Genomic DNA, 21936 nt, shown 5'->3' on the forward strand with positions numbered 1-21936 from the left:
TCGCGGCCCGGCGACCTGGTCGCCGGGCCGCATGTTGACCGGCAATGGCCGGTCATTTGGACTTCCAGCAATTCCAGGAAAAGCGTGAAGCGGTTTTCCTCCGGAATTGCATCAAAGCAAGGTAGAGGCGAGAGGCGTGGCTGACCAGACTTCAACCGCCAATGCATGGCCGGCTAACTCCGCAGCGGCCGATCTGATCCCTCCCGGCCGCAAGCGCCTCGGCTGGGCCCTGATGATCGCCGCGACGCTCGTGCTGCTGGCGACGATCGTCATGCAGATCCTTTACAAGACTGAGGTCGACACGATCGGCTTCTATACCTGGCGTCCGGTGGTCTACGCCTATGTGCTGTGGGGCGTGGCGCTCGGCGCCTGGCAAGTGCTGACGCGCGGCGAGGACGGCCAGCGCGCGCTGTTCCTGCTGCCGGCGCTGCTCTTCACCGTCGCCATGGTGATCTTCCCGACGCTGTTCGGCTTCTATATCGCGCTGACCGACTGGAACCTCAGCTCCTTCGCTGGCCGCAGGTTCAACGGTCTCGACAATTTCTGGCAGATGCTGGCCGACCCCTACTACCGCAACGCGCTCTTCAACATGGTCCTCTATGTGCTGGCGGTGCTGGTCGAATATGTCATCGCCTTCGGACTGGCGCTGCTGCTCAACGCGCAGATCCGCGCCAGAAAATTCTTCCGTGTGGTCTTCCTGCTGCCGCTCATGCTGTCGCCGGTGGCGGTCTCCTGGATGGTTGGCAAGTCGCTGATGGAATACCGGTTCGGACCGGCATCGACGCTGGCGCGCCATCTCGGCTGGGACAATCCCGCCTTCTTCTCCGACCCGATCATCGCGCGCATCTCGATCATGGTGCTCGACGCCTGGACCTTCATTCCGTTCATGATGATCATGCTGCTCGCCGGCCTGCAGGCCATGTCGCGTGAGGTGATCGAGGCGGCGCGCGTCGACGGCGCGACGACATGGCAGACCTTCTGGCAGGTTACCTTCCCGCTGATGCTGCCCGTGTCCGTGACGGCGGTGATCCTGCGCATCATCTTCAAGCTGAAGCTCGCCGACATCATCATTACGGTGACGTCCGGCGGGCCCGGCGGCGCGACCGATTCCGTTTCGAGCTTCATCTACCGCGAATATCGCGACCGTTCGAATGTCGGCTACGGCACCATGCTCGCCATGGTCTATCTGATCATCATCGTCGTGTTTGTCACCTGGCTGCTGAAGCTCGCCAGTCGCTTCGTGCGCAACGTCAACTGAGCGTCCATATGAGCGTCCAGACCACCGAATATACCGTTTCCGATATCCGCTCCCCGGCGGCCTTCCTCGCCAGCCGCGTCTTCATTTATGGCGCCCTGGTGTTCTGGTCCTTCGTCTGCCTGTTCCCGATCTATTGGACGATCACCACTTCGTTCAAGTCGGCGGTCGATGTCACGCAGGGGCACCTCATCCCCTTCGTCGACTTCCAGCCAGACTGGAAGGGCTGGCGCTCACTCGGCCTGTCGCCGGATTCGATCGTCCAGACCTCGACGGTGCGCGACGAGTTCCTGAAACGCTTCATGAACTCGGTCATTACCTCTGTCGGCGCGTCGAGCCTCGCCATCATTATCGGCAGCCTGGCCTCCTATGGCCTGACGCGTTACCGCTACAAGTTCGCCTGGTTCAAGAACGAGGATATCTCCTTCTTCTTCCTCTCGCAGCTGATCCTGCCGCCCGTGGTGCTGGCGCTGCCCTTCCTGGTGCTTTACCGCGAAGTGGCCCTGCTCGACACCCGCATCGGCCTTGTGCTCCTCTACACGCTGATGGTGCTGCCGATCGTCATCTGGATCATGCGCGACCAGTTCAACTCCATTCCCGTCGAGCTCGAGGAGGCGGCACTCGTCGACGGCCTGTCGATCTGGGGCGCCTTCTTCCGCATTGTCATGCCGATCGCGCTCCCCGGCATGGTCGCCGCCTTCATCTTGGCGATGGTGCTCTGCTGGAACGAATATTTCTTCGCCGCCCTTCTGACGTCGACGGATGCCAAGACCATCCCCGTGATGGTGGCGAGCCAGACCGGCTCGCAAGGTATCAACTGGTGGTCGATGGCAGCCCTGGCGACGGCAGCCATCACGCCGCTGGCGATCATCGGCATCGCGCTCGAACGCTATCTGATCATGGGCATGACGGCCGGTTCGGTGAAGTAGGCGCCGTGCCCTTCCCCCTTCTTGTGGGGAGAAGTTGAGCTAGACCCGCAATATCGCCCGCAAATGCTCGAGGATCATCGCCACACCCTTCCGGCCCAGCTCGGCCGACGCATCCGATGCGCCTTTTGTGTACCAGCCGGTATTGTCCGCGAAATGACCGGCATCCACCGCTTCGGGACATAGCGCCTGCATCAGCGATGTCTCGCCGATGCCGGCATGGTCGAACGGATATTTGCCGGTCATTGTGGCCGGCATCAGCGGGTGCACCTGCACCCAGTTGAAGACGTTCTCGCCCTGGGCATGGCCGGCATAGTAATCGACCATCGTGTCCGAGCCCCACCAGCCCTCGCCGCGTTCCTTCTCCAGGAAGCGGAAAATTGCCTGCCGGCCGGCGGTCTTGAAGGCGAGATCGGTCGGCATGCCGGCAACGAAATTCTCGGTCTGGTGATGGATGATGGCGTGGATGTTGCGGAAGCCGATGCGCAGCAGGCCGTAGAACAATTCCTCCGCAAAGGGCGCCAGCACCGGACCGCCGACCTGCACCGAGCCGCTGCCTTCCGGCGGCGCCACGGCATAACTCGCCGCGCCATAATAGAAGGGCGGCAGGATGACGATGTCCCGCTCCTTCTCGATAAGCTCGAGCGTCTTGATGACGGCCAGCGTGTCCATGCCGACCGCCATGTGCTCGCCATGGTATTCGAGCACGCCGAGCGGCAGCGCGACCGGCCAGTTCTCCTCGATCGCCTTGCGGATCTGGTGCGGCAGCATCAGTTCGTAGCGCATGCCCCTACTCCATGTTGGTGTGCCGGGCGCGCATCGTCTCCGGCGTTGCGCCGGTGAGCGCCTCGAGTTTCAGCACCATCACCTCGAACAACAGGAAAAGCGCTGCCTCGAACAGCGAGCCCATCGGCAGCACCGAGCTTCTGGCGGCGCCTTGGTCGCTCGCCATGGTCTGGGCCGGAACGAGCAGCGTGAAGTCCGAAAGCTTTGCCGCGCTGCCCGCCGGTTCGGCCGTGAGCAACACCACCTTGGTGCCGGCCGCCCTGGCCACGCGCATCAAGGTGAGAACGGTGGCGGTCTCGCCCGGTCCGGAACTCGCCAGGAATACATCGCCCTGGCCGAGTGGCGGCGTGGTCATATCGCCGACCACCGAAACCGGCAGGCCGAGATGGAAGAGCCGCATTGCGAAACCCTTGACCTGCAGCGCTTCGCGGCCGCAGCCATAGACGACGATCTTGCCAGCGCCGGCGAGCATTGCGCAGGCGGCGTCAACCCGACCGTCATCGATGCGCCCCAACACGGCGCCGAGCTCGCCCAGCGCTGTCGCAAACAACTCCGATCCGGCTTGCGTCATGGCTGCCTAATCCTGTCTGCCGATGTCTTGATAGGCATGCGGCTTTGCGGTCGCGTTCGGCGCGAAACGCTTGTTTTCGTTCATGCTATCACCGCGAAAATTCGTGTCCAACGAGCCTCGACGCTTTTGCTGTGCCACCGGCGTGATAGTGTCATGTCAGACAAATCAATCCAGGACATCGTGCGGATATGAAGACACGGCATTTCGACCGCATCGGCAATGGCGGCATCACCTTCACCGAGCTTGGTTTCGGCACCGCGCCGCTCGGCAATCTCTACCGCGCCGTCTCGGACGAGGATGCCAATGCCACGCTGGAGGCGGCATGGAAAACCGGCTGCCGCTATTTCGACACCGCTCCGCTCTATGGCCTTGGCCTTTCCGAAACCCGGCTCAACCCCTTCCTGCGCGGCAAGAAACGCGACGACTATGTGCTGTCGAGCAAGGTCGGCCGCCTCATGCGCGTCTCTGCGCCCGACCAGCGAACCGGCATCGGCAAGTTCTTCGACACGCCCTCGCGCCGGGAAGTTTACGATTACAGTTACGATGGCGTGATGCGTTCCTTCGAGGCCTCGCTGGAGCGTCTCGGCGTCGACCGCATCGACATCCTTTATGTGCACGATGTCGACATCTTCACCCATGGCAGTAAGGAGGCTTCCGACCGGCGCATCGAGGAGTTCATGTCTTCGGGCTATTACGCGCTGCTCGCGCTGCGTGACCAGGGCGTGATCAAGGCCTTCGGAGGCGGTATCAACGAGTGGCAGGTTTGCCAGACGCTCGCCGAGCGCGGCGATTTCGACCTCTTTCTGCTCGCCGGCCGCTACACGCTGCTCGAGCAGGATGCGCTTGCGAGCTTCCTGCCGCTCTGCGAGAAGCGCGGCATCGGCATCGTTCTTGGCGGGCCCTACAATTCCGGCATCCTGGCGACAGGGCCGAAGCCCGGCGCCTTCTACAACTACACAGAGGCGCCAAAAGACGTGCTCGATCGCGTGGCACGCATCGAGGCGGTCTGCAAGCGCCATGGCGTGCGGCTGATCGAGGCGGCGTTGCAGTTCCCGCTGCGGCACCCTTCCGTCATGTCGGTAATACCCGGCGGCCAACGGCCGGCCGAAGTCGAAAGCAACCGTGCACTGCTCGACGTGAAGATCCCGGCAGCTTTGTGGGCGGATCTCAAGCAAGAAGGCCTGATGCGCGCCGACGCGCCTACCGGCTGATGCCACACATGTGCCCCTGGCGCGGGTCACAAAAAGAAGAGCCGGGCAAGCCCGGCTCATCTGATCTTAAAAAGAAAAGGTCTTAGTTGACCGCGTCCTTGAGGCCCTTGCCGGCCGAGAACTTCGGCACGGTGCGCGCCGGAATCTTCACTTCCGCGCCGGTCTGCGGGTTGCGGCCGGTCGAAGCAGCACGTTTTGACACGGTGAAATTTCCGAAGCCGACAAGCCGGACATCGCCGCCCTTCTTCAGTTCGCCAGTGATCACAGAGAACACCGCATCGACGGCGGACTGCGCATCAGCCTTCGAAATGCTTGCGGAGTCGGCGACGGCGGACACCAGTTCGTTCTTGTTCATAAAAATTCCCTTCCATGAGAAAACCGGAACTACGACTCATCCGGCAGGAAACGGACTTTAGAAAGAAGCGTTCCGGAACCCAAGCCGAAAACCGCAGAATTCCGGGCTTTTTTCCACTTTTTCGGAGATTTTTCACATGAAAAAGCCGGGCTGAAAGCCCGGCTCTCTCTTTGTGCATTGCAACCTTAGAAGAAACTAATGCGCAAGCGACTTGCCGGCGTCGTCGCCGGCGTCCGCGCCGGCCGGCGGATTGACCGGCTCGACCCATTCGATCGGCTCCGGCATCCTGACCAGCGCGTGCCTCAGCACCTCGCCGACCCGCGACACCGGAATGATCTCCATGTTGTTCTTCACGTTGTCCGGGATCTCCGCCAGGTCCTTGGCATTGTCTTCCGGGATCAGCACCTTCTTGATGCCGCCGCGCAGCGCGGCAAGCAGCTTCTCCTTCAGGCCGCCGATCGGCAGCACCCTGCCCCGCAGCGTCACCTCGCCGGTCATTGCCACATCGGCGCGGACCGGAATGCCCGTGAGCACGGACACGATCGCCGTCACCATCGCCACACCCGCCGACGGGCCGTCCTTGGGGGTCGCGCCCTCCGGCACGTGGACGTGGATGTCGCGCTTGTCGAACAGCGGCGGCTCGATGCCGAAATCGATGGCCCGCGAGCGGACGTAAGAGGCCGCTGCAGAGATCGATTCCTTCATCACGTCGCGCAGGTTGCCGGTCACCGTCATGCGTCCCTTGCCGGGCATCATGACGCCCTCGACCGTCAGCAGCTCGCCGCCGACTTCCGTCCAGGCAAGACCCGTGACGACGCCGACCTGATCGTCGGCCTCGACCTGACCGAAGCGGAAGCGCGGCACGCCGAGATAATCGGCGAGGTTATCGGCCGTGATCTTCACCGTCTTCTTCTTCGTCTTCAGGATCTCGGTCACCGCCTTGCGCCCGAGCTTCATCAGCTCGCGCTCGAGGCTTCTGACGCCCGCTTCACGGGTGTAGGTCTGGATGATGCCGCGGATCGCGTCCTCGCCGACCGAGAACTCGTTCGGCTGCAGCGCGTGATCGCGGATCACCTTCGGCATCAGGTGCCGCTTGGCGATCTCGATCTTCTCGTCCTCGGTGTAGCCGGCGATGCGGATGATCTCCATGCGGTCCATCAGGGGCGCAGGGATGTTCAGCGTGTTCGCCGTCGTCACGAACATCACGCTCGACAGGTCGTATTCGACTTCGAGGTAATGGTCCATGAACGTCGAGTTCTGCTCCGGATCGAGCACCTCGAGCAGGGCTGACGACGGATCGCCGCGGAAGTCCTGGCCCATCTTGTCGATTTCGTCGAGCAGGAAGAGGGGGTTGGACTTCTTGGCCTTCTTCATCGACTGGATGACCTTGCCGGGCATCGAGCCGATATAGGTCCGCCTGTGACCGCGGATCTCGGCCTCGTCGCGCACGCCGCCGAGCGCCATTCGGATGAACTCACGCCCCGTGGCCTTGGCAATCGACTTGCCGAGCGAGGTTTTGCCGACGCCGGGCGGGCCGACGAGGCACAGGATCGGACCCTTGATCTTCTTCTGACGGCTCTGCACGGCGAGATACTCGACGATGCGCTCCTTGACCTTGTCGAGGCCGAAGTGATCGGCGTCGAGCACGTCCTGGGCGTAGCCGAGATCCTGCTTGACCTTGGAGTTCTTGCCCCACGGGATCGACAGCAGCCAGTCGAGATAGTTGCGCACGACCGTCGATTCAGCCGACATCGGCGACATCGACCGCAGCTTCTTCAACTCGGCTTCCGCCTTCTCGCGGGCTTCCTTGGAAAGCTTGGTCTTCTTGATGCGCGCCTCGATCTCGGCAGCCTCGTCGCGGCCGTCCTCGCCCTCGCCGAGCTCCTTCTGGATCGCCTTCATCTGCTCGTTGAGGTAGTACTCGCGCTGCGTCTTCTCCATCTGGCGCTTGACTCTGCTGCGGATGCGCTTCTCCACTTGCAGCACGGAAATCTCGGCTTCCATGAAGCCCATCGCCTTCTCGAGACGCTCCTTGACGGAGAGCGTGGCGAGCATCTCCTGCTTCTCGGGGATCTTGATGGCCAGGTGCGAGGCAACGGTGTCGGCGAGCTTGGAATAGTCGTCGATCTGACTGGCGGCACCTACCACTTCGGGCGAAATCTTCTTGTTCAGCTTGACGTAGTTTTCGAAGTCGGTGACGACCGAGCGGGCCAGCGCCTCGATTTCGACCTCTTCCTCCTCCGGCTCGACCAACGCGGTCGCGCGGGCCTCGTGGAAGTCGGCACGTTCGGTGAACGAGACGATCTTGGCGCGCGAGGCGCCCTCGACCAGCACCTTCACAGTGCCATCGGGAAGCTTTAGGAGCTGCAGCACATTGGCGAGCGTGCCGATGTCGAAAATCGCATCGGGTTCAGGATCATCGTCGGCTGCGTTCATCTGGGTGGCAAGCAGGATCTGCTTTTCCTGACCCATCACTTCTTCCAGCGCCTTGATCGACTTTTCACGCCCGACAAAGAGCGGGACGATCATGTGCGGGAACACGACGATGTCGCGCAGTGGGAGGACTGCAAACACGCCGTCGCCGGAAGCCCTGGATATTTTGGCCATTGTCCAACCTTTCATGTCGCGGCCGCTAATTGAGCCAACCGCGAATCTTATATTAACGACCGAGCGTCGTTCCGCCTACCACCGTTTGTGACGGGAATTTTACAGCGCAGAATTCAGGCCCTCGGCCTTCCGCTGTTAGGTGGATGCGGGCGGTGCAAAGATCAAGGGTTAGCATGCTTTGATCAGCCACTCCATCACCTACAGGTAAGCCCCTCACAGCAAAACGGCGCCACACGGGCGCCGTTCCATGAAAATTTGCCGGATCAGTGCCATTTCAGGCGCTGACATTGCCCTTCTTTTCCTTCTGCTCGGAATAGATGTAAAGCGGCCGGGCGTTACCCGAGACCACCTCTTCCGAGATCACCACCTCGCGCACGCCTTCCAGCGCCGGAAGCTCGAACATCGTGTCGAGCAGGATCGCTTCCATGATGGAACGCAGGCCGCGCGCGCCGGTCTTGCGCTCGATGGCGCGCTTGGCGATCGCCGACAGCGCGTTCTCGTGGAAGGTGAGATCCACATTCTCCATCTCGAACAGCCGCTGATACTGCTTGACCAGCGCGTTTTTCGGCTCCGTCAGGATCTGGATCAGCGCCGGCTCGTCGAGGTCCTCGAGCGTCGCCAGAACCGGCAGACGGCCGACGAATTCCGGGATCAGGCCGAATTTCAAAAGATCCTCCGGCTCGACCTGGCGGAACAGGTCGCCCGTGCGGCGATCCTCGGGCGACGCCACGGTTGCGCCGAAGCCGATCGAGGTCTTGCGGCCGCGATCCGAGATGATCTTGTCCAGTCCGGCAAAGGCGCCGCCGCAGATGAACAGGATGTTGGCGGTGTCGACCTGCAGGAATTCCTGCTGCGGGTGCTTGCGGCCGCCCTGCGGCGGCACGGAGGCCACCGTGCCTTCCATGATCTTCAACAGCGCCTGCTGCACGCCCTCGCCCGAGACGTCGCGGGTGATCGACGGGTTGTCCGACTTGCGCGAGATCTTGTCGATCTCATCGATATAGACGATGCCGCGCTGCGCACGTTCGACATTGTAGTCGGCCGACTGCAAGAGCTTCAGGATGATGTTCTCGACGTCCTCGCCGACGTAACCGGCTTCGGTCAGCGTCGTGGCGTCGGCCATGGTGAAAGGCACGTCGATGATGCGGGCGAGCGTCTGGGCGAGCAGCGTCTTGCCGCAGCCGGTCGGCCCGATCAGCAGGATGTTCGACTTTGCCAATTCGACGTCGTTGTTCTTGCCGGCATGCGCGAGGCGCTTGTAGTGGTTGTGGACCGCCACCGACAGCACCCGCTTGGCGTAGGGCTGGCCGATGACATAGTCGTCGAGAACCTTGAGGATCTCTTGCGGGGTCGGCACGCCCTCGCGCGACTTCACCATCGAGGTCTTGTTCTCCTCGCGGATGATGTCCATGCAGAGTTCGACGCACTCGTCGCAGATGAAGACGGTCGGACCGGCGATCAGCTTGCGCACTTCGTGCTGGCTTTTGCCGCAAAACGAGCAATAGAGCGTGTTCTTTGAATCGCCGCCGTTGTTGCTAACTTTGCTCATTTTTCTGTCCTTTCACCGCCCTGCCAGCCGATGGTCTGGTCGCATTGGCGTCTCACCAATCTATCGCAGGAATCCGCCGGCGCCAGTGCCCCGGCTCACACAGCGCATTCCGTCCGAAACACAATCAGAAAACGCGACAATGATTCGCAGCAACCCCATGCAAAGCTAAGCCGTCGAAAATCAACATAGCCTTAACGTAGGCAATCCCGAACCTTGAGGGAACAGGCAATTGTGGCCGAAATGCCGCAAGCCGCGCCAAAAGCGCGTTATCCCGCCATTCAGCCCCCAATCAGAGCCTATGCGGCGGGGGTTTCGCCAAGTTCGCGCGTCGTGATGACCTTGTCGATCAGACCAAACTCCTTGGCCTCGTCGGCGGTCATGAAATGGTCGCGGTCGAGCGTCCGCTCGATCTCGTCATAGCTCTTGCCGGTGTGCTTGACATAGACCTCGTTCAAGCGGCGCTTCAGCTTGATGATGTCCTGCGCATGACGTTCGATGTCCGACGCCTGGCCCTGGAAGCCACCGGACGGCTGATGGACCATGACACGGGCGTTCGGCGTGGCAAACCGCATATCCTTGTGGCCGGCGCAAAGCAGCAACGAGCCCATCGAGGCTGCCTGGCCGATGCAGAGCGTCGATACCGCCGGCTTGATGAACTGCATGGTGTCGTAGATCGCCATGCCCGATGTCACCACACCGCCCGGCGAGTTGATGTACAGGTTGATTTCCTTCTTGGGGTTCTCCGCCTCGAGGAACAAAAGCTGTGCACAAACCAGCGTCGCCATCCCGTCCTCGACCGGGCCGGTGATGAAGATGATGCGTTCCTTCAACAGGCGGGAGAAGATGTCGTAGGCACGCTCGCCGCGATTGGTCTGCTCGACCACCATCGGAACGAGGTTCATGTAGGTTTCGACGGGGTTCTTCATGGACTACCCTTGTTGGATGGATTCCGGCGCCGTAGACCTGAGCAATCGGGCGGAATCGGTTCTGGATCGTTGAATCCTAAATAGGATGCCGGCTCACCCTAGCGCAAGGCCGCCCCTCCTAGCCATCTGGTTAAGTCGAAGCAAGCGGCTCGGCCCAAGGAAATGCTGCGGGTTGCGCCGGAGATGGCCCTTTGCCCGAAATGCGAGGGCGCTACCCGGCCGCCACGGTAGCAGTTTCTTAACCGCGCTGCTTAACGACAAGCCGTGAAATCCCCGTCCATGGCGGACCTTCCGATACGCTCCCGCGTTGAACCGGCGTCCTTTTTTCAACGGGTGAACGTCGTGTTTAGCCAGAGTTCCTTTTGCACGAGTTCCTTTTGCAAGAGCTCCCTTCGCAAGGGTGCCGCATCGCTCGCCTCGACCAGCCTCGCAATGCTTGCGGCCGTGTCGCAGGCCGCGGCCGGCGGCCGCACGCTCGAATGCTACGAGCCGGTGCATCGGCCGGCGATCTACGACACGGTCTATGAAGACGTGGTGGTGAGCCCCGGCGGCCAGCTCGTCCACTATGACCCGCCGATCTACGGCACGACCGAGAGCATCGAACAGATCGCCACGCCTCGCATCAGCTATGAAGTCGTACCGGCCGTGACGCGCACCGTCTATGACACGGTCAAGGTGGATAACGGCGGCTATGCCTGGGAATGGCGGGTCATCCACGGCCGCAAGGTGCTGTGCAAGGTGTGGCGTAAGGCGCGCTACGCGCGGGTTGCCACAACGGTCATCGTCGAGCCGGAGCGCGTCCGGCGCGTCGTCTTTCCGGCCGAATACGAAGGCGTCGCCCGCGAGGTGCTGGTGCGGCCAGGAGAGCGGCGCATCACGGAAATCGCGCCCTCATACCGTAGGGTGGCGCGGCGGGTGGTGGTGCGGGAAGGCTCGACCGACTGGCGGCGGGTGCATATCCCGCGGCATTGCGTGGACTAGCCGGAAAATCACGCAGGGGTGTTTCCGACCGGGGCGGCATGGCGAGCCCGGCCGGAATGCCGGCTTAGGCCAGGTCGACGTCGAGGATCGCCATCGAGAAATTATAGTCGCCGTCGTCCTCGTCCTTGAAGACGATGCCGAGGAATTCGTCGCCGACATAGACCTCGGCAGAGTCTTCCTTGCGCGGGCGCGCCTTCACCTGAAGCTTGGGATTCTGGAAGACGCGCTTGAAGTAGGCGTCCAGCTTTCTGATTTCGTCTGGCTTCAAAGGTCTTCTCCGAATGCGGCTGTTCGTTGGAACGCGCTTCTGACACGCCGACGATGGCGATGTAAAGGCAAGCCGGCAGCATAACAACCGACGCCTGGAGTGGCGACCGGACTCCGGCCGCTGGCGATGACCGCAGAATCAGATGTCGAAGCTGACGACGTGGTCCATCGTCTGCGAGGGCAGGAGCTGGTCCATCTGTCGCGAAGGCTGGTCGCAGCCGGTCTCTCCGACGACACGCGCCGGCACGCCGGCGACCGTCTTGTTGTGCGGCACGGGCGACAGCACCACCGAACCGGCCGCGATCTTCGAGCAATGGCCGATCTCTATGTTGCCGAGGATCTTGGCGCCGGCACCGATCAGCACACCGCGGCGGATCTTCGGATGGCGGTCGCCGCTGGCCTTGCCGGTGCCGCCCAGCGTCACGCCGTGCAGGATCGAGACGTCGTCCTCAATGACGGCGGTCTGGCCGACCACCAGGCCGGTGGCGTGATCGAGAAAAATGCCCTTGCCGATGCGGGCGGCCGGGTTGATATCGGTCTGGAACACCGAGGACGAGCGGCTCTGCAGGTAGAGCGCGAAGTCCCTGCGGCTCTGGTTCCACAGCCAATGCGCCAAACGGTGCGTCTGGATGGCATGAAAGCCCTTGAAATAAAGCACCGGCATGATGAAGCGGTCGCAGGCAGGGTCGCGATCGTAATAGGCTTGGATGTCGACGCGGACCGTCGTGCTCCACTCCGGATCGTCGGCAAGCATGGCCTTGAAGGTCTGCCGGATGAGATCGGAGCCGATATCCTGATGCGCCAGGCGCTCGGCCAGGCGGTGAATGACCGCTTCTTCCAGGCTCTCCTGATTGAGGATGGTGGAATAGAGGAAAGCAGCCAGCAACGGATCGCGGTTTACCGCTTCCATCGCCTCATCCCTGATCGCGCGCCAGATCGGGTCGACCGGCTGCACCATGCTGGGGCGGGCTATCGTAACGCTGTTCATCGGCGGTCTCCGGCCTGCTCATTCATCCGGCGGCACATATAGGCCAGATCATAACACGGTTGAACTCAATTTTCCTTAGTGCTTTGTCAAATGAACTTGGTTCACCGAGATTCAAGCGGCGATGGAAAACGAACCCTTGATCGACGATGCGCTGAAAAGCGAGCTTACAACGCTCTATCAGGCAGCGGATCGCCACTATCACGGCTTGCCTCACATCGAAGCGATGCTGGCGTTGGCAGCCGAACACCGGCACCTTCTTAATGATCCAGAAGGAGTCGAAGCGGCGATCTGGTTCCATGACGCAGTCTATGACAGCCGCGCCAAGGACAACGAGGCAAAGAGCGCGGTGCTCGCAGCAAGGAAACTCTCCGGCCGCACCGACCCGGCCCGGCTTGCCCGGATTCTGGCCATGATCAGCGCCACCACCACGCACCAGTTGCCGCCGCTCGAAGATGAGGGTGCCGCGAGCGATGCCGCCCTTTTCCTCGACTTGGACCTCGCGATCCTCGGCGCCGACCCGAACCGCTTCGACGCTTACGAGAAGGCGGTCCGGCGCGAATATGGCTGGGTCGAGGAACCGATGTGGCGCGCCGGCCGCGCGGCTGTCCTGACGAGCTTCCTGGCCCGTCCGCATATTTTCTACACACAACCGTTTCGCGATCGGTTCGAGGCGCGGGCCAGGGAAAATCTGGTCCGATCGCTGCAGGTCCTGCAACACCAGTCTCAACAGACCTGATCGCCACGCCAAACGTGAACGCCTCTGGGATGACCGACACCATGGAAAACAACTTCTTCCAACCCATCGACGCCGCCCAGGTGCCGCGATTTGCCGGGCTTTCCACCTTCATGCGGCTGCCGGCGGTGCCGAACGCGAAGGGGCTCGATATTGCCCTTGTCGGGATTCCTTGGGATGGCGGCACGACCAATCGGGCCGGCGCCCGCCACGGTCCACGCGAAATCAGGAACCAGTCGAGCCTGATGCGCCGCGTCCACCACGTGTCGGGAACCGAGCCGTTCAGCATTGCCAATGTCGCCGATGTGGGAGACCTCTCGGTCAATCCCATCAACTTGCTCGACGGATTGAAGCGCATCGAGGACGGCATTGCCGCCATCGTTGCTGACGGCGCTCTTCCTTTGGCCGCCGGCGGCGATCATCTGACGACCTTGCCGGTGCTGCGCGCCATCGCCCGCAAGGGCCCCGTCGGCATGATCCACTTCGACGCGCATTCCGACACCAACGACCGCTACTTCGGCGACAATCCCTATACACACGGGACGCCCTTTCGCCGCGCGATCGAGGAAGGGCTGCTCGACCCGAAGCGGGTTATTCAGATCGGAATTCGAGGCTCGATCTATGAGCCGGGCGAACACGACTGGGCGACCGCTCAGGGCGTGCGCATCGTATATATGGAAGAGTTCGTCAAACGCGGCACCGCTTCCGTCATGCAGGAAGCACGCGATCTTGTCGGCGACAGCCTCACTTACGTGACCTTCGACATCGATTGCATCGATCCGTCGATGGCCCCTGGCACCGGCACGCCGGAGCTCGGCGGCTTCACCACCCGCGAGGTGCAGGAGTTGGTTCGATTGCTCGACGGATTGAATTTCGCCGGAGCCGACGTCGTCGAGGTCGCGCCTCCTTTTGATATTGGCGGCATGACGGCGCTTGCCGGCGCGACCATGATGTTCGAGCTGCTTTGCGTCATGGCGAAATCCATCGCCGACAGGAGAACGCGCGGCTAGTCTAAAGCATTCTCCCCGAAGTGCTTCCAGTTTCGGGAAAAGGACATCGCAAAGGTCAAAAGCAGGTCGCGTTTCGCGCAACCTGCTTTAGACGCGTCGTCGCCCGCAGCGGACGGTATGGGTCAGAGCGGATTTTCGGCGTAGAACTCCAGCACGCGCTGCTTGAAGCTCTTGTCGCCGACGGCGAGCATGTGGTCGCGGGCCTCGATGCGAAAAGCCTCTGCGTGGGGCATCAGCGCGGCAAGCTCGTCGGGCGAGCCGGCGATGTCGTCCTTGGTCCCGACGGCAATCAGGGTCGGCTGGGCGATCCGCGCGACATCGTCCTCGCTCATTGACGCGCGTGAGCCGACTATGCAGACGGCCAGCGCCCGGCGGTCGCTGCGCGTCTGGTCGGCGAAGGCGCGAAACGAGCCGCCGCGCGCATGGCTGATCGTACCAGGATCCTCGGCCAGAAGCGCATCGGCGATTGGATCCCAGTCGCCGACGCCGTCGACAAGACCGATGCCGAGGCCGCCGAACACCAGCGTCGCCACCTTGTCCGGATTGGACAACGCCATGAAGGCGGATACCCGCGCGCCCATCGAATAGCCCATGACATGGGCGTGCTCGATGCCGAGGTGATCGAGCAGCGCGGCCGCGTCCGAGGCCATCTTGGCCGGCGTGTAGTCCGCCTCCTGGTAGCTCTTCGTCGACGCACCGTGGCCGCGATTGTCGACGGCGATGGCGCGGTACCCCGCGTCGTTCAGCGTCTTGAACCAGCCCGGCGAGACCCAATTGACGTAGTGGCTGGAGGCGAAGCCGTGGATCATCAGCACCGGATCGCCCTGACCGGACGCCGGTCGGCGGTCGAGGTAAGCGAGTTCGAAGCCGTCATGGGAAAAATATTGCATCTGGTGCAGCCGCGGTCAGTTGGAGCCGGCGCCCGAGGTCTTATCGATCGCTGGGTGACGCAGGAGATCGCCGTCCTTCAGACCGTCCTTGGCGGCCGTTCCCGCCTTCAGCTCAAGCACGAAGCTTACCGGCTGTCCGGGCGAGATGATCGCCTCCGATTCCGGTTCGCCACGCTTGACGGCCTTGATCCTGCCGTCCTGGCCGATAAAGACCAGGTCGAGCGGCATCGGTGTATTCTTCATCCAGAAATTCACCTCAGCGGGCCGCTCGAACACGAACAGCATGCCGTGATCGTCGGCCATGTCCTTGCGGTACATCAGCCCGGCCTCGCGTTCTTCCGAGCTGTCGGCGATCTCGATGGAGAAGGAATGCTTGCCGGAGCCGGTGATCGCGACAAGCGGCGTCGGATCGGCAGGCAGCATCATCGCCTGACCGTCCGCCGAACTCGGTTTCAAGGCGCTGAAAATGGCGGCCAGAGCGATGGCGGCGCAAAGCGCTCCTGCGGTCAGCCAGTTGCGATGAGCCATGTGATACCTCGTCCAGGCCCTGTCCTAGACCAGGATCCGAGCGAGTGGAACCGGTTTTTTTGGACAGGAACGGCCTTGCACCTGGCAGGGCATCCTGATCGTATTCTGAGAGCCCTATGCACGTCGCCCAAAACTGCGAAGCGGTTTTGGCGGACATGCATCAAGCAAAAAATTAAGGCGCGTCGGGCCGCGCTTTAATGCGAGACCGGCAAGGTGCCCATATCGGGGTGTATTTCGGCGGCCATAAGGCCTTTGTCGCCGCGTCCGAAGCGAACCAGTACGACCTGGCCGGGCCTCAGCTCGGTGATGCCGTAGCGGCGCAGCGTCTCCATATGGACGAAGATGTCCTCGGTGCCCTCGCCCCGAGTCAGGAAGCCGAAGCCTTTGGTGCGGTTGAACCACTTCACCAGCGCCCGCTCGAGCCCGCTCTCGGCAGTCACGGTGACATGCGTGCGTTGCTCCTGCTCGGCCGGATGCACCGCTGTCGAGGCGTCCATGGAAAGAACCCGGAAAGCCTGCAGGCCACGCTCGCCCTGCTTGACGAGACAGACGACGCGCGCGCCCTCCAGCGCGGTCTGAAAGCCGTCTCTTCGAAGACATGTCACATGGAGGAGAATATCACCCGAGACGCCGTCGTCCGGAAGAATGAAGCCGTAGCCCTTGGCCACGTCGAACCATTTGATAGCGCCGGCGATTTCGACAAGCCCGGCGGAGTCGCCGCCACTGTCTCGCGTCAAGGCGTCGTCAAGGCTTCCGTCCCGCCTCGTAAAAGAGGCTTTTTCCCCCATAAGAACGCCCCCTTTTCCAACTGCAACCGCTAGTGATTCTTGCCATCAGATTAACACTGCGGCTTCCGGGGTGTGCAAGACCTGACGTGCCTTTTTTCACCGTTGAGCACCGGAAAGCCTCAATTGTTGTTTACCGGTGCGGCCTGAAGCGCAAAGGCGCGGCTGAAATCGATCACTCCATCGGTTTTGTCGGACGATTGCCCTTTGGCGGAGCGGCTCCTATGGTGCGCCGCAAACGTAACGCCGCGAGGAATCCGATATGCGCTATCTTCACACAATGGTCCGCGTCGCCGACATCGATCAATCTCTCGATTTCTACTGCAATAAGCTCGGCCTCAAGGAAGTGCGTCGCTACGAGAACGAGCAGGGACGCTACACGCTGATCTTCCTCGCCGCGCCCGATGACGAGCAAAGCGGCATTGCCGAGAAGGCGCCGCTGGTCGAGCTGACCTACAATTGGGATCCGGAGGAGTACAAAGGCGGCCGCAACTTCGGCCACCTCGCCTATGAGGTCGACGACATCTACGCCACCTGCCAGAAGCTGATGGACAATGGCGTGACCATCAACCGGCCGCCGCGCGACGGCAACATGGCCTTCATCCGCTCGCCGGACGGCATCTCCATCGAGCTGCTGCAGAAAGGCCCGGCCAACGCAAAGGCGGAGCCATGGGCCTCGATGTCGAATACGGGAAGCTGGTAGGCGCCTGCCCCTCCCGGGGATTTGACCGGCCGGTCTATGGCGTTTTGCCGGATCGCGCCTATCTAAGCGCTTGTGGCGCCAGCCAGATCAGGCTGGCGCTTTTCTTGATCCGCCGGGAGAATTTCATGCCGACCAGCCGCGCCGACGTCGCCACTGAAAACGCCAGCCGCTATCTGCAGCAGCTCTGCAAGCACTGGGCGCACAAGTTCCCGGTCGAATTCGACCCGCATCACGGCGCCATCCAGCTCTCGCTCGGCCGCACCGTGATGGATGCAGACGACAAGGCTCTCCACATCGCGGTCGCCGCTGACGACGCCGCCTCGCTCGAGCGGCTGGAAACCGTGGTCGCCGACCACATCAAGCGCTTCGCCTTCCGCGAGGAGCTGACCTTCGACTGGCAGAAGGCTGCCTGAAAGAATTGAGCGTCAGCCGGCGGCCTTGCTGGCCATTTCGAGCAGCGCAAGCACGCTGCGCCAGTTGCGCGCCGTGCCCGGCACCTTGAGCGTTCGCCCAATAAGATTGGCAAACACCGATTTGCCAAGCCCTTCCGGCGCATGCAGGTAAAGCACGTCGCCTTTGATCTCGAAGCGCTCCGGGCCGGCACACTTTTCCGCCAGCCGCTTCGCCTCTTCCGCGGTCGGCTCTCGCTCCAGCGCATAGGCATGCAGCTTGGTCGGCTCGCCGGCAACCTCCGGATAGGGATTGTCCTTCACCAGGCGCTCAAACCAGCCGGTATTGCGCACCATGATGCGGGAATTGAACCCCCATTTCTTCTCGAAGGCCGCTTCGAGTGCTTTGGTCAGCGCCGCAGCATCGCTGTTGTTGGCACGAAACACGACGTTGCCGCTTTGCACGTAGGTCGATACGTCTGTGGAGCCGAGGTCTTCGAAGAACGACCTCAGCTCCGCCATCTTGACGATGCGGTTGCCACCGACATTGATGCCGGAAAACAGGGCTACGAACACCGTTCCTTTGTCGGCCGTTTTTGGCCCGCTCATATGATGAACCCCGCGAGCGTCTCGTTGTCGGTGATGTCCTGATACTGCACGCCCTCGGCGTCGAAATTGGCCTTGAGCAGATCGAAATTGCGCCGGTCCTTGGTCTCGATGCCGATCAGCACCGAGCCGAAATTGCGCGCCGACTTCTTGAGATACTCGAAGCGCGTGATATCGTCGTCCGGGCCGAGCATTTCGAGGAAATCGCGCAATGCGCCCGGCCGCTGCGGGAAGCGGATGATGAAGTACTTCTTCAGCCCTTCGAAACGCAGCGCTCGTTCCTTGACGTCCGGCAGGCGCTCGAAATCGAAATTGCCGCCCGAGACGATCGCGACGATGGTCTTGCCCCTCATCTCCTTGCGCGAAAAATCCTTGAGCGCATCGATTGCCAATGCGCCGGCTGGCTCCAGCACCACGCCCTCGACATTGAGCATCTCGATCATCGTCGCACAAAGCCGGTTTTCCGGGACAAGGCGCACCGCGTCGGCGGTGAATTCCTTGAGATGGCGGAGCGGCTCGCGGCCGATTTCAGCCACCGCCGCGCCATCGACGAAGTTGTCGACCTTGGCGAGCCTGACCCGCTTGCCGCCGGCGAGACTCTCGCTAAGGCTAGGCGCGCCCGCCGGCTCGCAAAACACGAAGCGCAATTCACGGTGCTGGTCTGCGAAATAGTGGGTGACGCCTGCAGCCAGGCCGCCTCCGCCTACAGGCAGCATGACGATGTCGGGTATGCGCCCGCCCGGCATCTGGGCTGCGATCTCATAGGCGACGGTCGCCTGCCCCTCGATGATGTCCTTGTGGTCGAAGGGTGGCACCATATGCGCGCCGGCGGCTTCGGTGAACTCGAAGGCGGCGCGATAGCAATCGTCGAAGAAGTCGCCGACCAGCCTGATCTCGACGAAATCGCCGCCGAAAAGGCGCGTCTTGTCGATCTTTTGCTGCGGCGTCGTCACGGGCATGAACACCACGCCCTTTTTGCCGAAATGGCGGCAGACGAAGGCAAAGCCCTGCGCGTGGTTGCCGGCCGAGGCGCAGACGAACAGCTCGGCATTGTTGCCGGCGGCGAGCGCCTTGCGGAAGAAGTTGAAGGCGCCCCTGATCTTGTAGGAGCGGACCGGCGTCAGGTCCTCGCGCTTCAGAAGGATGCGGGCGCCGGTCTTTTTCGACAGATAGTCGTTCTCCTGCAGCGGCGTTTCCGGAAAGATCCCGCGGATCGCCTCCGCGGCGGCTGCGACGCGGGAAGAAAAACTGTTCATGAGGCAACCGGCTCCGAGACCATGTGGTTCGCAGCCCAAGCCTATTGCATAGTTTGGTTTTCGCGGCCACCGATGCAGCCGCTCGCCGGCCTGCTGCCGCCACTTTGGTTTTCGCGCAACAGTGCCAAGGCGGTTGGCACCCGCCGATCAAATTTCCGCTGGACACGACTTACTTCCGCCGCACTTCCCCTGTCCGGGAGATTTCGCGGAGGCAGATGGCCAATTGCGGCCGGAATGGAAGTTTCGACGTGCATTTGAAGACGATTTGCATCATTGCCCTGGCCTTGCTGGTTGCAGGCTGCGCGGGACGACCGTCACAGGAAATCCTGGGCAGCGTCGTGGTGCCGACGACGGCGACCGAGATCGCCGGCAACCATTCGATCTTCATCGCCACCACCCGCAAGCGCTCCGACGACCCGAACAAGGTTTTCGACGGCGAGCGCTCGGCGACGCTCAATTACGCCCGCGTCAACGTCACCGTCCCGCCGGTTCATGAGACTGGTCAGATCGAGCGCCGCTCGCGCGGGACGTCGAACGATCCGACCAAATATTTCATGGCTTCCGAGGTCGTCGGCTACGACACGCAGCCGAAATTCTCCAGCGCGCTCAATGCCGACATCGACGCCCGCGGCGGCCGCGTCATGGTCTTCGTCCACGGCTACAACACCGGTTTCGACGATGCCGTCTACCGTCTGACCCAGATCGTTCACGATTCCGGCTATCCCGGCACGCCGGTGCTTTTTTCATGGGCTTCGGGCGCCAAGACCACCGACTATGTCTATGACAAGGAAAGTGCCGCCGCCGCCCGCGACCAGTTGGAAGTGACGCTGAGAATGCTGGCGCAGACCGGTGCGCGCCGCATCGACATCGTCGCCCATTCGATGGGGACGTGGGTGACGATGGAAACACTGCGACAGCTCGCCATCACCGGTGACCGCGACCTCGGCGGCAAGCTCGGCGATGTTCTCCTGGCCTCGCCCGACATCGACGTCGATGTCTTCAAGAGCCAGATGCGCCGCTACGGCAAGCCCGACAAGCCGTTCATCCTGCTCCTGTCGGACGACGACCGCGCTCTCCGGCTCTCCGGCCTGATTGCCGGTGCACGGCCGCGCGTCGGCGACTACAGGGACGCGGCCGACCTCGCCTCCTACGGCGTCACGGTGGTCGACCTCTCCAAGGTGAAGGGCAACGACAGCTTCAACCACACCAAATTCGCCGACAACCCGATGCTGGTGAAGATGATCGGCCAGCGGCTGCGCCAGGACGACGGCTTTGCCAGCGACCGCGACGTCACCGACCGGATCAGCCAGCTCGCCACTCAATAACCGTGTTCACGCGGTTGCCGCCCTGCACGGACTTTGAACTGGACCAGACCGCTCGCTGGCTTTATCGAAGGAGCCCGAGAGGTTTGCCGCCCTTGGGGGATCCCGGGTGATCGTGCGTTGGAAGATCGTCCTTGGCCTTGCCTTCACGCTCGCCCTGACGGGCTGCGCCGGGCAGAACGCGCATGACCTGCTCAATCGGAAGGCCGTTACCGCGCCTGCATCCGAAATTGCGGCCAAGCACGAGATCTTCGTCGCCACGACCCGGCAGCAGGCGACCAAGGACCCGCGGCAGGTTTTCGACGGCGACCGTTCGCTGACCACCAGCTACGCGCGCGTCGATGTCACGGTTCCAAAGATCCACCAGGTTGGCGCGATCGAGCGAGCCAAGGGTTCGGCCGACAGCATTCCGGCCAGGCAGTTCACCGCAACCGATGTCGTCCACTATGGGAACGCCTCGCAATTCGCCAAGGCGGTCGGCACCGATATTGCCATACGCGGCGACCGCGCCCTGGTCTTCGTGCACGGCTTCAACAACGGCTTCGACGATGGCGTTTACCGCCTGACGCAGATCGCGCACGACACGAATTATCCGGGCACACCGGTGCTGTTCTCGTGGGCGTCGAGCGGCAAGACAACCGGCTACATTTATGACAAGGACAGCTCCACCGCCGCGCGCGACGACCTGGAAGCGACACTGAGGATGCTTGCCAAGTCACGCGCCAAAAGCATTGACATCATTGCCCATTCGATGGGGACCTGGCTGACGATGGAAGCTTTGCGCCAGCTCGCCATCACCGGCGACCGCGATCTCAACGGCAAGCTCGGCTACGTCATCCTCGCCTCGCCTGACATCGACGTCGATGTCTTCAAGAAGCAGATGATCCGCTATGGCAAGCCCGACAAGCCTTTCGCCATCCTGCTCTCGGGCGACGACCGGGCGCTGAAGCTGTCCAGCTTCATTTCCGGCGAAAAGCCGCGCGTTGGCGATTACGACAACGCGGCTGATCTCGCCAACTACGGCGTGACGGTTGTCGATCTGACCCGAACCAAGGGCGGAGACCGGTTGAACCATGCCAAATTCGCCGACAATCCGATCCTGGTGCAGTTGCTCGGCAATCGGCTGCGCACGCCTGCCGGTCTTGCCTCCGACGAGCCGGATCCAACGCAGCTCAACAATATCGGTCAGGGTCTCGGCAAGGCGGTCGGCTCGGTCGCCGAGGTGGTCATCACCACGCCGTTCAGGGTGCTGACGATCGCCACCGGCGGCTGAGCACCGGTTAGGGCGTGTC

23 protein-coding genes are annotated in these 21936 nt (G+C 62.2%); 10 read left to right on the forward strand and 13 right to left on the reverse strand.

Features of this window, described 5'->3' with window-relative positions; all coding sequences use genetic code 11:
* Positions 1-136: 136 nt before the first annotated feature.
* Both P9254_RS02215 and P9254_RS02220 read left to right on the forward strand, forming a co-directional pair.
* On the forward strand, positions 137-1258 hold the full coding sequence (locus P9254_RS02215) for a carbohydrate ABC transporter permease (protein ID WP_278053953.1): 1122 nt from the start codon (positions 137-139) through the stop codon (positions 1256-1258).
* A gap of 8 nt (positions 1259-1266) precedes the next feature.
* Positions 1267-2184, forward strand: a complete 918-nt coding sequence (locus P9254_RS02220) for a carbohydrate ABC transporter permease (RefSeq protein WP_278053951.1) — start codon at positions 1267-1269, stop codon at positions 2182-2184.
* A 39-nt stretch (positions 2185-2223) separates the two neighbouring features.
* On the opposite strand, the gene P9254_RS02225 is transcribed toward P9254_RS02220, so the two are convergent.
* Together P9254_RS02225 and P9254_RS02230 are read right to left on the reverse strand one after the other, a co-directional pair.
* Positions 2224-2967: a creatininase family protein gene (locus P9254_RS02225; protein ID WP_067328230.1), complete on the reverse strand. Its 744-nt coding sequence runs from the start codon at positions 2965-2967 to the stop codon at positions 2224-2226.
* Between the two features lie 4 nt (positions 2968-2971).
* Positions 2972-3538 (reverse strand): SIS domain-containing protein, encoded by a 567-nt coding sequence (locus P9254_RS02230; protein ID WP_067328228.1) that lies wholly within the window; start codon positions 3536-3538, stop codon positions 2972-2974.
* 188 nt (positions 3539-3726) lie between these two features.
* Between P9254_RS02230 and P9254_RS02235 the strand changes: the two genes are divergently transcribed.
* Positions 3727-4749 (forward strand): aldo/keto reductase, encoded by a 1023-nt coding sequence (locus P9254_RS02235; RefSeq protein WP_127215145.1) that lies wholly within the window; start codon positions 3727-3729, stop codon positions 4747-4749.
* 82 nt (positions 4750-4831) lie between these two features.
* On the opposite strand, the gene hupB is transcribed toward P9254_RS02235, so the two are convergent.
* The 4 genes from hupB to clpP all read right to left on the reverse strand — a co-directional run bounded on the left by hupB (position 4832) and on the right by clpP (position 10186).
* Positions 4832-5104 carry a DNA-binding protein HupB gene (gene hupB / locus P9254_RS02240; RefSeq protein ID WP_027166452.1) on the reverse strand — a complete coding sequence of 91 codons (273 nt, stop codon included), beginning with the start codon at positions 5102-5104 and terminating at the stop codon, positions 4832-4834.
* 195 nt (positions 5105-5299) lie between these two features.
* The gene (gene lon / locus P9254_RS02245; RefSeq protein WP_067328448.1) at positions 5300-7711 is read right to left on the reverse strand and encodes an endopeptidase La; all 2412 of its coding nucleotides are present in this window, start codon (positions 7709-7711) and stop codon (positions 5300-5302) included.
* 274 nt (positions 7712-7985) lie between these two features.
* Positions 7986-9260, reverse strand: a complete 1275-nt coding sequence (gene clpX, locus P9254_RS02250; protein WP_059185169.1) for an ATP-dependent Clp protease ATP-binding subunit ClpX — start codon at positions 9258-9260, stop codon at positions 7986-7988.
* A gap of 296 nt (positions 9261-9556) precedes the next feature.
* Positions 9557-10186 carry an ATP-dependent Clp endopeptidase proteolytic subunit ClpP gene (clpP, locus tag P9254_RS02255; protein WP_066998854.1) on the reverse strand — a complete coding sequence of 210 codons (630 nt, stop codon included), beginning with the start codon at positions 10184-10186 and terminating at the stop codon, positions 9557-9559.
* Positions 10187-10618: 432 nt separating this feature from the next.
* On the opposite strand from clpP, the gene P9254_RS02260 reads away from it, so the two are divergent.
* A complete protein-coding gene (locus tag P9254_RS02260) occupies positions 10619-11167 on the forward strand; it encodes a hypothetical protein (protein ID WP_278053941.1) in 549 nt (182 codons plus the stop codon).
* A gap of 64 nt (positions 11168-11231) precedes the next feature.
* Here the strand turns inward: P9254_RS02260 and P9254_RS02265 are convergent, their stop codons facing one another.
* Both P9254_RS02265 and cysE read right to left on the reverse strand, forming a co-directional pair.
* On the reverse strand, positions 11232-11435 hold the full coding sequence (locus tag P9254_RS02265; RefSeq protein WP_040969488.1) for a DUF3126 family protein: 204 nt from the start codon (positions 11433-11435) through the stop codon (positions 11232-11234).
* Between the two features lie 138 nt (positions 11436-11573).
* Positions 11574-12422, reverse strand: a complete 849-nt coding sequence (cysE, locus tag P9254_RS02270) for a serine O-acetyltransferase (RefSeq protein ID WP_127248415.1) — start codon at positions 12420-12422, stop codon at positions 11574-11576.
* A gap of 121 nt (positions 12423-12543) precedes the next feature.
* Here cysE and P9254_RS02275 point away from each other — a divergent pair, with 121 nt between their 5' ends.
* On the forward strand, positions 12544-13158 hold the full coding sequence (locus tag P9254_RS02275; RefSeq protein ID WP_278053939.1) for an HD domain-containing protein: 615 nt from the start codon (positions 12544-12546) through the stop codon (positions 13156-13158).
* Positions 13159-13199: 41 nt separating this feature from the next.
* Entirely contained in the window at positions 13200-14165 is a 966-nt protein-coding gene (gene speB / locus P9254_RS02280; RefSeq protein WP_278054221.1) for an agmatinase, read from the forward strand.
* Positions 14166-14287: 122 nt separating this feature from the next.
* Here the strand turns inward: speB and P9254_RS02285 are convergent, their stop codons facing one another.
* The 3 genes from P9254_RS02285 to P9254_RS02295 form a co-directional block, all read right to left on the reverse strand.
* Positions 14288-15055: an alpha/beta fold hydrolase gene (locus tag P9254_RS02285; protein ID WP_067328218.1), complete on the reverse strand. Its 768-nt coding sequence runs from the start codon at positions 15053-15055 to the stop codon at positions 14288-14290.
* Positions 15056-15070: 15 nt separating this feature from the next.
* Entirely contained in the window at positions 15071-15583 is a 513-nt protein-coding gene (locus tag P9254_RS02290) for a DUF192 domain-containing protein (protein WP_278053937.1), read from the reverse strand.
* 194 nt (positions 15584-15777) lie between these two features.
* Entirely contained in the window at positions 15778-16371 is a 594-nt protein-coding gene (locus tag P9254_RS02295) for a cold-shock protein (protein ID WP_066998870.1), read from the reverse strand.
* A gap of 259 nt (positions 16372-16630) precedes the next feature.
* On the opposite strand from P9254_RS02295, the gene gloA reads away from it, so the two are divergent.
* Both gloA and P9254_RS02305 read left to right on the forward strand, forming a co-directional pair.
* Positions 16631-17071, forward strand: coding sequence for a lactoylglutathione lyase (gene gloA, locus P9254_RS02300; protein ID WP_278053935.1), 441 nt, complete (start codon positions 16631-16633; stop codon positions 17069-17071).
* A 125-nt stretch (positions 17072-17196) separates the two neighbouring features.
* Positions 17197-17484: a DUF2218 domain-containing protein gene (locus tag P9254_RS02305; protein ID WP_067328442.1), complete on the forward strand. Its 288-nt coding sequence runs from the start codon at positions 17197-17199 to the stop codon at positions 17482-17484.
* 12 nt (positions 17485-17496) lie between these two features.
* On the opposite strand, the gene P9254_RS02310 is transcribed toward P9254_RS02305, so the two are convergent.
* Together P9254_RS02310 and ilvA are read right to left on the reverse strand one after the other, a co-directional pair.
* A complete protein-coding gene (locus P9254_RS02310; RefSeq protein WP_278053934.1) occupies positions 17497-18069 on the reverse strand; it encodes a DUF1697 domain-containing protein in 573 nt (190 codons plus the stop codon).
* A complete protein-coding gene (ilvA, locus tag P9254_RS02315) occupies positions 18066-19322 on the reverse strand; it encodes a threonine ammonia-lyase IlvA (protein ID WP_278053931.1) in 1257 nt (418 codons plus the stop codon). The genes P9254_RS02310 and ilvA overlap by 4 nt, the downstream gene beginning before the upstream one ends.
* Before the next feature lie 215 nt (positions 19323-19537).
* Between ilvA and P9254_RS02320 the strand changes: the two genes are divergently transcribed.
* Both P9254_RS02320 and P9254_RS02325 read left to right on the forward strand, forming a co-directional pair.
* Positions 19538-20647 carry an alpha/beta hydrolase gene (locus tag P9254_RS02320; protein WP_179294602.1) on the forward strand — a complete coding sequence of 370 codons (1110 nt, stop codon included), beginning with the start codon at positions 19538-19540 and terminating at the stop codon, positions 20645-20647.
* A gap of 106 nt (positions 20648-20753) precedes the next feature.
* On the forward strand, positions 20754-21917 hold the full coding sequence (locus P9254_RS02325) for an alpha/beta hydrolase (protein ID WP_095825232.1): 1164 nt from the start codon (positions 20754-20756) through the stop codon (positions 21915-21917).
* Positions 21918-21936: the final 19 nt, after the last annotated feature.

The organism is Mesorhizobium sp. WSM4983 (assembly GCF_029625765.1).
Classification (GTDB): Bacteria; Pseudomonadota; Alphaproteobacteria; order Rhizobiales; family Rhizobiaceae; genus Mesorhizobium.